Genomic DNA, 12,850 nt, shown 5'->3' with positions numbered 1-12,850 from the left:
CATGTCGACCGTTACCTGGATCACCGCGCGCGGGCTGTTCGGCCGCCGCAGGTTCCTGCTGCTGCTTCCGCTGCCGTTGGTGCTGCTCGGGCTGGCCGTGCTCTGCCGGTCGCTGGGGGTGGACCCGCGCGAGTGGGGGCCGCCGGTGCTGGTCGGCCTGGGGCTGGCCGTGGTGCTGCCGGTGGTCGCGCTGATCATCGGCACCGGTGTGCTGGGCGCCGAGATCGACGACGGCACGGTGGTGCACATCCTGACCAAGCCGCTGCCGCGCTGGCAGATCGTGCTGCCGAAGCTCGCGGTGGCGGCCGGGGTCACCGCGGCCACCGTCGCGGTGCCGCTGTACGTCGCGGGCGTGCTGGCCGCTTCGGTACGCCTCGGTCTGGCGCTGGCGGTCGCGGCGACGCTCGGCGCGCTGGCGTACTCCGCGTTGTTCCTCGCGCTCAGCCTGGTCACCAGGCGGCCGGTGCTGCTCGGCCTGGTCTATGTGCTGATCTGGGAGGGGCTGCTGGGCAACTTCGTCAGTGGCACCAAGGTGCTCTCCATCCAGCAGTACGTCATCGCCCTCGCCGACCGGCTCGCCCCCACCGGGCTGCTGGAGACGACCGTGTCGGTACCGGTGGCGTCGGTGATGACAGCGTTGGTCAGCGTCGGCTTCACCGTGTTGGCCATCGACCGCCTGCGCTCGTTCAGCGTGGCCGGCGAGACGAGCTGAGACCGGTGCGGGACGGTGTTCCGGCCAGCCACCGCACGGCGGTAGGGCTGGCCGGATGGACCGGTCGGGTCACACCGGGCCAGGCTGGTGGGCGTGAGCGTGGAAGCGGAGCGGACGTCGTTGGCTGAGCCGTACTCCCGGAGCAGCAGGCCGTGGCTGACCAGCCTGGCGGTCGCCGGGCTGGCCTGCGCCACGGTCGCCACGGCCGCTCAGGGCAGCGGCCAGTTCCACTGGTGGGCCGTGTTCATCCTGATCCCGACCGCGTTGATCGCGGCCAGCGGCGGGCCGTTGCTGGCCCGCGGCGGTGGCCGGGCCTTCGCCGGGTACATGCTGGCGTGCGTCGGCACCATGGGGTTCGCGGTGGGCGCGCTGCTGATGTTCGGCGTGATGGGGCGGGGCTGGCCACTGCTGGTGGTGCTGCCCTGCCTGGCGGTCGCCGGCACCTACGGCTGGCGGGCGGCCCACCCGCTGGCCCGGGGCCTGCACCGGGCGGTGGCTCTGCTCGCGCTGACCGGTGCGTTGCTCGGCCTGACCCTGCAACTGATCCGGGTGGATCTGATCCACCTGGGGGCCGGCTGGTGGGGTGCGTTCCTGATGCTGGCCGGGGCCATCGTGCTGGGCAACGCCGGTGAGCTGACCCGGCACCGGATGCCGTACCGCCTTCAGGCGATCACCCTGCTGGTGGGGCCGGCCGTGGTCGCGTTTCTGCTCGGGTTGCGCTTCCTGCGCGGCTGGTGACGGCCCGTCCGCCGCCGCCGGAGAGGGCGGCGGCGGACGCGGATCAGAAGGCGCAGGCGATGACGAGCTCCGGGGTGCGGTCGGGGAGTAGGTCGAGTTTGCCGATCCGGCCGGCCGCGCGCAGGTCGTCGGCGACCAGGGTGAGCTGTTCCAGCAGCGCCGCCGGGCCGAGCGCCTCGGCCAGCGGCACCTCGGCCTTCATCGACAGCTTCCGCTCCGACTTGGCCCGCCGGACCTGGCTCAACGCGTCCCCGGCGAGCCGCAGCAGCGCCGGCTCACCCGACCCGTCGATCGTCCGGGCCACCTCGTGGGTGGTGGGCCACGGCGCACGGTGCACCGAGCCGTACCGCCACCAGGACCAGACCTCCTCGGTGACGTACGGCACGAACGGGGCGAACAGCCGCAGCTGCACCGACAGCGCCGAGGCCAGCGCCGCCCGCGCCGAGTCGGCCGCCGCGCCGGTGGCGTACGCGCGTTCCTTGACCAACTCGATGTAGTCGTCGCAGAACCGCCAGAAGAACGCCTCGGTCGCCTGCAGCGCCGCCGTGTGGTCGTACGAGTCGAAGGCGGTGCCCGCGGCGGTGACCACGGTGGCCAGTTCGGCGAGCATCGCCCGGTCCAGTGGAGCGGTCGCCGGGGCGCGCAGCGCGTCCGCCGCGCCCAGCCCGAGCGCGAACTTGGACGCGTTGAGCAGCTTGGTCGCCAGTCGCCGGCCGATCTTGATCTGCGCCGGGTCGAAGGCCAGGTCCATGCCGGGCTTGCCGCTGGCCGCCCAGTAGCGCACCGCGTCTGAGCCGTGCTGCTCCAACAGCGCCAGCGGGGTGACCACGTTGCCCTTGGACTTGGCCATCTTCTTGCGGTCCGGGTCGAGGATCCAGCCGGAGAGCACCGTGTCCCGCCAGGGCAGCACCCCGTGCTCGAAGTGCGAACGGACCACACTGTCGAAGAGCCAGGTGCGGATGATCTCCTGTCCCTGCGGGCGGAGGTCCATCGGGAAGACCCGGGCGAACAGGTCCGGGTCGGTCTCCCAGCCACCGACGATCTGCGGGGTCAACGACGAGGTGGCCCAGGTGTCCAGCACGTCCGGGTCGCCGATGAAGCCGCCCGGCCGGCCGCGCTGCGACTCGTCGTAACCGGGCGCCGGGTCGGTGGATGGGTCAACCGGCAGCGCCGACTCGTCCGGCGTGAGAGGGTGGGACCAGTCCGGCTCGCCAGTGTTGTCGAGCCGGTACCACACCGGCACCGGCACCCCGAAGAAGCGTTGGCGACTGACCAGCCAGTCCCCGGTCAGGCCGCCCACCCAGTGGTCGTAGCGGTGCTTCATGTGCGCCGGCACCCAGTGCAGCTCTCCGCCCCGGGCCAGCAGTGTCTCCCGCAGCGCGTCGTCCCGGCCGCCGTTGCGCAGATACCACTGTCGGGTCGAGACGATCTCCAGTGGCCGGTCGCCACGCTCGTAGAACTTGACCGGGTGGGTGATCGGGCGCGGTTCGCCGATCAGGTCACCCGCGTCGGCCAGCATGCCGACGATCTCCCGGCGGGCCCCGTTGACGGTCTGCCCGGCCAGTGCCGCGTACGGCTGCGCCGGCACACCGGCCGGCGGCTCGGGGAGCAGCCGGCCGTCCCGGCCGATCACGACCCGGGTGGCCAGCCCCAGCTCACGCCACCAGGTCACGTCGGTCAGGTCACCGAACGTGCAGACCATCGCGACGCCGGTGCCCTTGCCCGGGTCGGCGAGGGGGTGGGCGTACAGCGGCACCTCGACGTTGAACAACGGGCTGCGCACGGTGCCGCCCACCAGGTCGGCGTACCGCTCGTCGTCGGGGTGGCAGACCAGCGCCACACAGGCCGGCAACAGCTCGGGCCGGGTGGTGTCGATGAGCACCTCGCGCCCGTTCGACGCGATGAACCGCAGCCGGTGGTAGGCGCCGGGGCGCTCCCGGTCCTCCAGCTCCGCCTGCGCGACCGCGGTCGCGAAGCCGACGTCCCAGAGCGTCGGTGCCTCCGACTGGTACGCCTCGCCGCGGAGCAGGTTGCGCACGAAGGCCCGCTGGCTGGTGGCCCGGGCGATCCGGCCGATCGTCGTGTACGTCAAGGACCAGTCCACGGAGAGCCCGAGCCGCCGCCACAGCGCCTCGAACGCCTGCTCGTCGGTGACCGTCAGCCGTTCGCACAGCTCGATGAAGTTGCGCCGGGAGATCGGGGTGGGGTCACGGCGGGCCGCGTCGTCGACCGGGGCCGCCGGTGGCCGCCACACCGGGTCGTACGGCAGCGCCGGATCGCAGCGCACCCCGTACACGTTCTGCACGCGACGCTCGGTGGGCAGGCCGTTGTCGTCCCAGCCCATCGGGTAGAAGACGGCCTTGCCGCGCATCCGCTGGTACCGCGCGACCGTGTCGGTGTGCGTGTACGAGAAGACGTGCCCCATGTGCAGCTCGCCGGATACGGTCGGTGGCGGGGTGTCGATCGCGTAGACGTCCTTCCGCTCCCTTGAGCGGTCGAACGCGTACGTGCCCTCCTCCTGCCAGCGGCGCGCCCAGCTCTCCTCGAGCCCGTCCAGGGTCGGACGCTCGGGAATGCCGGCGCGGGCCGTCCTCGCCGTATCGGTCATCCTGCGATCGTAGGCACCTCCCGGGTGCCGGGCCACGTAGTTGCGGCCGAACACACCGGCCGGCGGGGATCGGCCACCGGCCGGGCGGCGTCGCTAGATCAGCGAGTCCCGCCACTGCCGGTGCAGGGCCGCGTACCGGCCGTCGGCCTCGGCGAGCACGCCGGGTGGGCCGTCCTCGACGACCTGCCCGCCGTCGAGGACGAGCACCCGGTCGGCGGTCTCCACGGTGGAGAGTCGGTGCGCGATGACGAGGGCGGTGCGGTCGCGCAGGATGGTGCCGAGTGCCCGCTGCACCAGCCGCTCGGTCGGCACGTCCAGCGACGACGTCGCCTCGTCCAGGATCAGCACGGTCGGATCGGCCAGGAACGCCCGAGCGAACGCGACCAGTTGCCGCTGCCCGGCGGAGAGCCGGCCGCCGCGTCGGTGCACCTGGGTGGCGTACCCCTCGGGTAGGGCGGAGATGAAGGTGTGCGCGCCGATCGCCCGCGCGGCGGCCTGGACGGCGGCGTCGTCGGCGTTCGGGCGGCCGAACCGGATGTTCTCCGCCACGGTCCCACTGAACAGGTGGTTCTCCTGCGTCACCAACACCACCGCACGGCGCAGGTCGGCGTCGCTGATGTCGCGCAGGTCGACCCCGTCGAGCCGGACCGTGCCCGTGTCCGGGTCGTGGAACCGGGCGACCAGCTTCGCGATTGTCGACTTGCCCGCGCCGGTCGGCCCGATCAGCGCCACGGTCTGCCCGGCCGGCACGGTCAGCTCCAGTCCGGCGAGGATCGGGCTGTCCGCGCGGTAGCCGAAGGAGACCGCCCGGAAGGTCAACTCGCCACGGCCCGGGCCGGTCGGCAGCGGTGTGGGCCGGGCCGGGTCGGCGACGGACGGCCGCTCGTCGAGCACCCCGGCCAGCTTCTCCAACGCGGCGGTGGCCGACTGTAGCGAGTTGTAGAACTGGCTCAGCTCCTGCATCGGCTCGAAGAAGCGACGCAGGTAGAGCAGGAACGCGGCCAGCACGCCGACCTCGGTCTGCCCGCCGAGCACCCGCCAGCCGCCGTAGCAGAGCACCACCGCCACCGTGACGTTGCCGATCAGCTTGATCGCGGGTGAGTACGTGGCGATCAGCCGGAACGCGTGCAGGCTGGTCCGTCGGTAGTCGTCGCCGAGCGCCACGAAGATCCGTTGGTTGCGCGGCTCGCGGCGGAACGCCTGCACCGCCCGGATGCCCCGCATCGACTCGACGAAATGCACGATGACCAGCGCGACAGCGTCCCGGGTTCGCCGGTACGCGCTGGCCGATGACCGGGCGAACCACCGGGACAGCCAGAACAGGAACGGGAAGGCGAACAGCGTCACGGCGGCCAGCGGCAGGTCCAGCCAGAGCAGGATGGCGGCCACCGACAGGATCGACAGCCCGGCCAGCACCAGGCTGTCGATCCCGCCGTCGACCAGTTCGGCGATCGAGTCCAGGTCACTGGTGAGCCGGGAGACCATCCGGCCGGAGGTGTACCGCTCGTGGAAGCCCACGGACAGCCGCAGGAAGTGCCCGAACACCCGCTGCCGCAGGTCCAGCAGGACGGCCTGGCCGATCTGGGCGGAGAGTGTGAGGAACCCGCGGCGGCTCGCGTACTCGGTCACCGAGGCGGCCACGAACGCCCCGGCGACGGCGACCAGCGGGCCGGAGTCGCCGTCGCGCAGCGGCGGGATGGCCCGGTCGATGCCGATCATCACCAGGTACGGGCCGGCCATCGCGGCGGCGTTCTGGGCCAGCAGCAGGCCGACCGCGGCGGCGAGTCGTCCCCGGTGCGGGCGGAGCAGGTCGGCCAGCAGGGCCCGGCTGAGCCGGCGCAGCCGGGCCACCGCCTCGGGTGCGGCGTCCTCGGCGCGGCTCCGGTCGGCCTCCGGGTCGGTGGCGGTTCCGCGCCAGCGGGTGAGCTCCGGCTCCTCCTCGGGTGGCGGGTCGGCCTGCTTCGGCACTGTCACGAGTGCACCAGCCCCCATCCGTCCGAAGGGGACGGTCGCGGCCCGGCGGCTCCGGCCGACGGGGGGTGCCGGGCGGGCGGCTCGGCGGCGAGCAGCGCCCGGTACGCCGGCACGCTGGCCAGCAGCTCGGAGTGCCGGCCGATGGCGGTGATCCGCCCGTCTTCGAGCAGGGCGACCCGGTCGGCCAGCGCGATCGTCGACGGCCGGTGTACCACCAGCAGCGCCGTGCTGTTGCGCAGGACCCGCCGCAGTGCCGCCTCGACCAGCGCCTCGGTGTGCACGTCCAGGGCGGAGAGCGGGTCGTCCAGCACTAGCACCGCAGGTCGGCCGAGCACGGCCCGCGCCAACGCGAGCCGCTGTCGTTGCCCGCCGGAGAGGGACAGCCCCTGCTCACCCACCCGGGTGGCCAAACCCCACGGCAGGTCGTACGCGAAGTCGGCCTGGGCCAGCGCGAGGGCCGCCCGGACGTCGTCGTCGCCCGCGTCGGGGCGGCCCAGGGTGAGGTTCTCCCGCACCGACATGGAGAAGAGCGTGGGCTCCTCGAACGCCACCCCGACCAGTCGGCGCAGTGCGGCCAGCCGCAGCTCGCGGAGGTCGTGCCCGTCCAGGGTGATCCGGCCGGCGGTCACCTCGTGCAACCGGGGTACCAGGGAGAGCAACGTGCTCTTACCGGAGCCGGTGGCGCCGACCAGGGCCAGCGTCTCGCCCGGCTCGACGGTCAGGTCGATCTCGCGCAGCACCGGTGCGGTGGCGCCCGGGTAGCAGAACGCGACCCGCTCGAAGCGGAGCCGGCCGTGGACCGCGTCGCGGGGCAGCGCGAGCGCGCCGGGGGAGTCCACGATCTGGGGTGGGGTGTCCAGTACCTCCTGGATCCGGTCGGCGGCGGTGGCGGCCTCCTGACCGTTCGCGATGATCCAACCCAGCGACTGCACCGGCCAGATGAGCATCAGTTGGAGACTGACGAACGCGACCAGCTCGCCGATGGTGAGCGCGCCCCCGGCGGCGGCCGCCGCCCCGGCCACCAGCACCACGCCCAGGGTCACGTTGGGCACCAGGTCGAGCAGTGCCGAGGTGTTGGCCAGTAGCCGCCCCTTGTCGACACCGGTGTCGTGCAGCCGCCGGGCGGCACCGGCGAAGCGCGCGGCCAGTTCGGGCCCCCGGCCGTACGCCTTCATGGTGCGCAGGCCCTGCGCGGTCTCCTCGACCAGGGTCGCCACGTCGCCCTGCTGATCCTGCATCCGTCGGGACGCGGCATGGTAGTGCCGCCCGAACCGGCGGCTGATCAGCAGCAGCGGCACCGCGCTGGCCGCGACCAGCACCCCGAGTGCCGGGTGCAGGCTGATCAGCAGCACGACCACGACCACGTAGGTGGTCAGGTTGAGCACCAGGAAGAACACGCCGAAGGAGAGGAAACGGCGGATCACCGACAGGTCGCTGGTGATCCGGGACAGCAACTGGCCGGATTGCCAGCGGTCGTGGAAGCTCGTCGGCAACCGTTGCAGGTGGGCGTAGACGTCGGCGCGCAGCGCCGCCTCCATGCCCACCGCCGAGGAGGACTGCACCCATCGGCGGATGAAGATGAGCGCCGCCTCGACCACGCCGAGCAGCAGCGCCAGGCCGCCGAGCTGGAGCAGCCCGGCAGGTTCGTGTCGGGCCACCGGCCCGTCCACCACCCGCTGCACGACCAGCGGTACGGCGATCCCGGCCGCCGTGCCGGCGAGCCCTGCGACGAGCAGCCAGGCGAACTCGGCGGCGTACGGGCGCAGGTAGGGGCGCAGCCGCCAGAGGTTGTGCACGGGGTGGGTGCCCGCGGCGGCCCGGGCGGCCGGGTCGCCGTCGCTCTCCACAGGCACTACCCGACGGTAGCGTCAATAGGTGTCGATGCCCCTGTCAGCTTGTTGTCAGGCGTCGTTCATGACCGAGAAGCCACTTCTTCACGTCCGGGCCCCAGCGGTAGCCACCGAGTGTGCCGTCGGTGCGAAGGACCCGGTGGCAGGGAACGAACAGTGCCGCCGCGTTGCGGGCGCAGGCAGCCGCGGCGGCCCGCACCGCCGGTGGTCGGCCGGCCAGTGCGGCGTACCCGGTGTAGGTGACCGGGGTGCCCGGCGGCACCTCGCGCAGCACCTGCCAGGCGTGGGCCATGAATTCTCCGCCGGTGAGTTGACGGACCGGCACCGCGTCGATGGCGGTGAGGTCACCGTCCAGGTAGGACCGGACCGCCGCGCTGACCGGGCCGAGGTCGTCCCGCTGCCGCAGCGGTGCCCGCAGGGTCGGGTGGACCAGGGGCAGCAGCGCCGCCGGGTCGGGGGTGAAGCCGGCCGCCCGTACATCGCCGTCCGGGCCGGCGAGGATGCTCAACGGGCCGGTCGGTGTGTTCAGCACGGTGCTGTCGATGCTCATGCCGCTCTCCAGAGTCTGATCGTGGCGTAGGACCGCCAGGGACGCCAGCGGTCGGCGTACGCGGCGAGGGTTGTCGGGGTGTGGGGCAGGCCGAGCGCGGCGGCGCCGCGCCGGACCGCGAGGTCGGTGCTGAGTAGGACGTCCGGGTCACCGAAGGTGCGCATGGCCAGGTAGTTGGCGGTCCACGGGCCGATGCCGGGCAGCGCGAGAAGTCGTCGTGCGGTCTCCTCCCGATCAACACCCGCCGCGAGGTTCACGGCCCCGTCAACCACCGCCCGTGCCAGCCCACGCAGAGTCTCGCGCCGCCCAACGGGCATTCCGAACCCGGAGTCCGGCAGGGACAACAACTCCTCCGCGCTCAAGAACCCCCGCAGTTCCCCCGGCCCACCGAATGGCCCCCCTTCGCCCCGGTGATCATGAAGTTGTTGTCGCGACACGCCGACGCCGGTGACAACAACTTCATGATCGACCTGTGGAGCGGTGGTGGTCAGGAGGCGGGTGAGGGTTGTCCGGGCGGAGGCCACCGAGACCTGCTGGCCGATGATGGCGCGGACGGCCATCTCGAAGCCGTCCACCGCGCGGGGGACGCGGATGCCGGGTTCGGCGGCGACCGCCGGGGCGAACGCCGGGTCGGCGGCGAGCGTGGCGTCCACGGCGGCCGGGTCCGCGTCCAGGTCGAGCAACCGGCGGCAGCGGGCCACCGCCGGCGCCAGGTCACGCAGGTCGGCCAGGCGCAGCGTCGCCGCCACGTGCCCGTCCGCCGGGGTCAGCGCCACCTGGCCGGTGCCGTGTGGCAACCGCAAACCCCGGTGGTACGTCCCGTCGCGAACCTCCTCCACGCCGGGCAGCGCCCGTACCGCGAAGAAGTCCAGCAGCGCTCGGGCGTGCAGCGGCGGGCGGTACGCCAGCCGGAGCGCGATGGTCCCCGACCCGGCCGGCGCCTGCTGGCGGCCACGGGCCGTGCGCAGGTCGGACGGGGCGCTGGCGTACACCTCGCGGAGCGTGTCGTTGAACTGCCGCACGCTGCCGAAGCCCGCCGCGAACGCGATCTCGGCCATACCGAGGTCGGTTGTCTCGATCAGGATCCGGGCGGTCTGTGCCCGTTGGGCCCGGGCCAGCGCGAGCGGCCCGGCGCCCATCTCGGCGCTCAACATCCGGTGCAGGTGCCGCTCGGTGTAGCCCAGGCGGGAGGCCAGCCCCGGTACGCCGTCTCGGTCGACCACCCCGTCGGCGATCAGCCGCATCGCCCGACCGACCACGTCCGCACGAACGTCCCACAGCGGTGATCCGGGTGTGGCGTCCGGCCGGCAGCGACGGCAGGCGCGCAACCCGGCACCCTGTGCCGCGGCGGCGGACGGGAAGAACCGGACGTTCTGCCGCTTCGGGGTGATCGCCGGGCAGGACGGCCGGCAGTAGATGCCGGTGGACGTCACGCCGGTGTAGAACCAGCCGTCGAACCGCTGGTCACGGCTGTCCACGGCCCGGTAACACCGCTCGAAGTCCATCTCCATGTCACCGATGATGCCCCGCTCGGCCAGCGGTCGGCTGGCGGGAATCGGACCTGAGCGTGCGTCGGACGCGTGTTGAGGGCCGGGTGGGCCGAAGGTCAGCGGCGGCGCCGGTGCGGTTGACCGGACCGGGCGGACTGGCCCGATCGGGCGGCTTGGCCAGACCTGGCGGGTTGGCCGGGCCGGGCGGCTTGGCCGGTCAGCAGGGCCGACCGGAACACGCCGTCCGGGTCGTACCGCTTCCACAGCCGCCGCACCCGGGCCCCGGTCTCGCCCGGGTAGATCCGGGCGAACGCGGCCTGGTCCGGCCGGCTCTCGAAGTTGACGTACGCGCCGTCGGCGCGGGCGCCGGCGGCCCGCCACGCGGCGTCCAGGGCCGCGCCGCCCTGCGGCGGGAACACCGAGGCCACGACCAGCGTGTCCTGGTGTCGGTGCGGGTACGCGGTCGCGTCGGCAGCGACGTCGTTGACCGCCCCACCCAACGAGCGGAGCTGGATGACCGCCCGCCCCGGCCCGGTCGCCGCTCGCATCACGGCCCGCGCGCTGCCGTCGTCCAGCCCGGTGAACAGACCGTTGGTGGTCGTGCTGCGTTGCTGTCCGAGGTTGGGGTGCAGGTGCGCGGTCGGCACCAGGGCCGGGTACGGCAGCAGGTCGGTGCGGTGTTCGAGCACCTTCCCGATCGCGAGCAGCGGCTCCACCACGGGCCGGGCCCGGCGCAGACTCTCGGCGGCCACCACGGCGGTGATGGACATCAGGGCCGAGCGACCGTCCGAGAACACCACCGCGGCGGCGGACAACTCCCGTGGAGCCTGCGCGAGGTAACTCGCCCACTCCCGGATGGTGCGGCCGTCCGGGTGCGCCTCGACGACCAACTGCGCCACGCCGACGTTGCGCTGCTCGGCGGCCTCGATCTCGAAGGCCACCACGATTCCCGCACCAGCACCCGCGCCCCGGACCAGCCAGAACAGCTCCGGCTCGTGCTCAGCGTCCGCGCGTACCAGCGTCCCGTCCGCGAGCACCACCTCGACCGCGCGGACGCGGTCGATGGTGAGGCCGTGGGCACGGACCAGCCAGCCGACGCCGCCGCCGGTGGCCAGGCCGCCGACGCCGACATTGCCGTGGTCGCCTGAGCTGATCACCAGGCCGTACGGGGCCAGCGCCTTCGCGACGTTCGCCCAGCGGGCACCGGCCTCCACCCGGACCAGCCTGGCCCGCTCGTCGAGCACCTGGACCCGGTTGAGCATGGAGAGGTCGATGACCACGCCACCGTTGTTGGAGGACGCCCCGGAGAGGCCGTGCCCGCCACTGCGGACGGCGATGGGCAGCCGCTGCTCCCGTGCGTAGCGGATCGCGTCGACCACCTGCGCGGTGGTCTTCGGCAGCAGGACGGCGGCCGGCGACGCCTGCGTGGTGTAGGTCGAGCGCAGCTGCGCGTACCGGCGGTCACCGGGTGTGACGATCTGCCCGGTGAGTGAGTCGGGCACCCGGGCCATGGCGGTGCTCATCGCTGTCCCCTCTCCTCGTTTACCTGCGCACGGACCGCCGGCACGATCAGCTCGGTGAACGCGCGGAGCTGACTGCGCGGCGAGGTGGTCGGCCAGAAGATGAACATGTCGAAGCCGAGGTCGACCGCCCATCGGGTGAGGGTGTCGACCCAGAGCTGCGCGCCGCCGACCAGCCCGGTGCCGCCGCCGGACGCGCCGATCGCGCCGATGACGTTGTAGATCCGTCGGATCTCGGTGGGCTCCCGCCCTGCCGCTCGGGCCGCGTCGTCAATGATCTTCTGGCGGGACGGCACCTCCTCCGGCGGGACGTAGATGTTGAGCGGGGAGATCCAGCCGTCGCTGTGCTGGCCGGCCACGGCCAGCATCCGAGGCTTCTGACCGCCCAGCCAGAGCGGCACCGGCGTCGGTGGCACCGGGCCGCCCGCGTACCCCTCGACGGTGTGCTGGGCGCCGTCGAACCGCACCACGCCGCCGGTCAGCGCCTGGCGCATGATCTGCAACGCCTCCGCGGTGTACGCGACGGTGTCCGGGCCGCTGCGCCGTGGGCCGCCCATGGCGGCGATCGCGTCCGCGCTGGCCCCACCGCCGACACCCAGCGCTATCCGGCCGCCGGTGAGGACGCCGAGCGACGCCGCGGCCTTGGCCAACATCGTCGGGGGACGTAGCTGTAGGTCGGCCACGTCGGTGAGGAAGGTGATCCGGCTGGTCTCGGCGGCCAGGTGACTGATCATCGTCCAGGTGTCGAGGTAGCCGGGTTGGTAGGGGTGGTCCTGGATGGCGAGGTACGACAATCCGCCGTCTGCGGCAGCCTGGGCCAGGTGTCGTGTCTCGCCCAGTTTGTCCACAGACGGATCGAGGCTCAGGCCGAAGCTGATCGGCTGTCCGTAATCGGTCATGGCCCAAGAGTGGATGGCGGCAATGGCCTTGGCAAACCCCAGGTTAGCTACTAATCTTTGGTAAGTGACAAACGATGAGCAAGCGGCCGCCATCCGCCGCTACCAGGGGATCGACGACTCCGGTTGCCGCACCTTCCAGGGAGCGCTTGAGCTGGTCGGCCGACGGTGGACCGGGGCACTCCTGCTCGCCGCGATGCGCGGTGCGCGCCGGTTCGGGGAGTACCGGGCCGCAGTGACCGGGATCTCCGACCGACTGCTCGCCCAACGGCTCAAGGAGTTGGAGGCCGACGGGTTGATCGAGCGGACGGTGATACCCACGTCTCCGGTGCAGATCCAGTACGCCCCAACCCGAGACGGCCGTGAGTTGATGATGCTGCTCCAGCCACTGATCGACTGGAGCCACCGCCGGTACGGCGCCGAACCAACCACCACCACCGCCAACCCCCCAACCACCCCCTAACCCTCCCCGCCCCCGCCCCACCCACCCCGCCTGCCCGCGGGCGCTCGCG

Annotated in this window: 10 protein-coding genes; 3 read left to right on the top strand and 7 right to left on the bottom strand. The window is 72.7% G+C overall.

Going from position 1 to position 12,850, the window contains the following annotated elements; translation table 11 throughout:
- Position 1: 1 nt before the first annotated feature.
- On the top strand, positions 2–712 hold the full coding sequence (locus ACQEUX_RS23150) for an ABC transporter permease subunit (protein ID WP_433052051.1): 711 nt from the start codon (positions 2–4) through the stop codon (positions 710–712).
- Positions 713–805: 93 nt separating this feature from the next.
- Complete coding sequence (locus ACQEUX_RS23145; RefSeq protein WP_433052048.1) at positions 806–1,450, top strand: hypothetical protein; 645 nt, start codon at positions 806–808, stop codon at positions 1,448–1,450.
- Between the two features lie 43 nt (positions 1,451–1,493).
- On the opposite strand, the gene valS is transcribed toward ACQEUX_RS23145, so the two are convergent.
- From valS to ACQEUX_RS23110, 7 genes are all read right to left on the bottom strand, one after another.
- A complete protein-coding gene (valS, locus tag ACQEUX_RS23140; protein WP_433052045.1) occupies positions 1,494–4,058 on the bottom strand; it encodes a valine--tRNA ligase in 2,565 nt (854 codons plus the stop codon).
- A 93-nt stretch (positions 4,059–4,151) separates the two neighbouring features.
- Positions 4,152–6,032 carry an ABC transporter ATP-binding protein gene (locus tag ACQEUX_RS23135; protein ID WP_433052042.1) on the bottom strand — a complete coding sequence of 627 codons (1,881 nt, stop codon included), beginning with the start codon at positions 6,030–6,032 and terminating at the stop codon, positions 4,152–4,154.
- Complete coding sequence (locus ACQEUX_RS23130; protein WP_433052039.1) at positions 6,029–7,885, bottom strand: ABC transporter ATP-binding protein; 1,857 nt, start codon at positions 7,883–7,885, stop codon at positions 6,029–6,031. The genes ACQEUX_RS23135 and ACQEUX_RS23130 overlap by 4 nt, the downstream gene beginning before the upstream one ends.
- 37 nt (positions 7,886–7,922) lie before the next feature.
- Positions 7,923–8,432: a methylated-DNA--[protein]-cysteine S-methyltransferase gene (locus tag ACQEUX_RS23125; protein WP_433052036.1), complete on the bottom strand. Its 510-nt coding sequence runs from the start codon at positions 8,430–8,432 to the stop codon at positions 7,923–7,925.
- Complete coding sequence (locus tag ACQEUX_RS23120; RefSeq protein ID WP_433052033.1) at positions 8,429–9,943, bottom strand: DNA-3-methyladenine glycosylase 2 family protein; 1,515 nt, start codon at positions 9,941–9,943, stop codon at positions 8,429–8,431. Before ACQEUX_RS23120 ends, ACQEUX_RS23125 begins: the two co-directional genes overlap by 4 nt.
- Positions 9,944–10,038: 95 nt before the next feature.
- The gene (locus ACQEUX_RS23115) at positions 10,039–11,445 is read right to left on the bottom strand and encodes an FAD-binding protein (RefSeq protein ID WP_433052030.1); all 1,407 of its coding nucleotides are present in this window, start codon (positions 11,443–11,445) and stop codon (positions 10,039–10,041) included.
- Positions 11,442–12,341 carry an LLM class flavin-dependent oxidoreductase gene (locus tag ACQEUX_RS23110; RefSeq protein WP_433052027.1) on the bottom strand — a complete coding sequence of 300 codons (900 nt, stop codon included), beginning with the start codon at positions 12,339–12,341 and terminating at the stop codon, positions 11,442–11,444. The genes ACQEUX_RS23115 and ACQEUX_RS23110 overlap by 4 nt, the downstream gene beginning before the upstream one ends.
- 64 nt (positions 12,342–12,405) lie before the next feature.
- Here ACQEUX_RS23110 and ACQEUX_RS23105 point away from each other — a divergent pair, with 64 nt between their 5' ends.
- Entirely contained in the window at positions 12,406–12,801 is a 396-nt protein-coding gene (locus ACQEUX_RS23105) for a winged helix-turn-helix transcriptional regulator (protein ID WP_433052024.1), read from the top strand.
- Positions 12,802–12,850: the final 49 nt, after the last annotated feature.

The sequence above is a fragment of the Micromonospora sp. CA-259024 genome (genome assembly GCF_050936255.1).
Lineage (GTDB): Bacteria > Actinomycetota > Actinomycetes > Mycobacteriales > Micromonosporaceae > Micromonospora.
This window is presented reverse-complemented; position numbering and strand designations above follow the sequence as displayed.

What these genes read in the sequence shown, in the direction of transcription:
- ACQEUX_RS23150 (WP_433052051.1), top strand. Translation starts at nt 2, where the DNA reads ATGTCGACCGTTACCTGGATCACCGCGCGCGGGCTGTTCGGCCGCCGC.
- valS (WP_433052045.1), bottom strand. Translation starts at nt 4,058, where the DNA reads ATGACCGATACGGCGAGGACGGCCCGCGCCGGCATTCCCGAGCGTCCG.
- ACQEUX_RS23125 (WP_433052036.1), bottom strand. Translation starts at nt 8,432, where the DNA reads ATGAGCATCGACAGCACCGTGCTGAACACACCGACCGGCCCGTTGAGC.
- ACQEUX_RS23120 (WP_433052033.1), bottom strand. Translation starts at nt 9,943, where the DNA reads ATGGAGATGGACTTCGAGCGGTGTTACCGGGCCGTGGACAGCCGTGAC.
- ACQEUX_RS23115 (WP_433052030.1), bottom strand. Translation starts at nt 11,445, where the DNA reads ATGAGCACCGCCATGGCCCGGGTGCCCGACTCACTCACCGGGCAGATC.
- ACQEUX_RS23110 (WP_433052027.1), bottom strand. Translation starts at nt 12,341, where the DNA reads ATGACCGATTACGGACAGCCGATCAGCTTCGGCCTGAGCCTCGATCCG.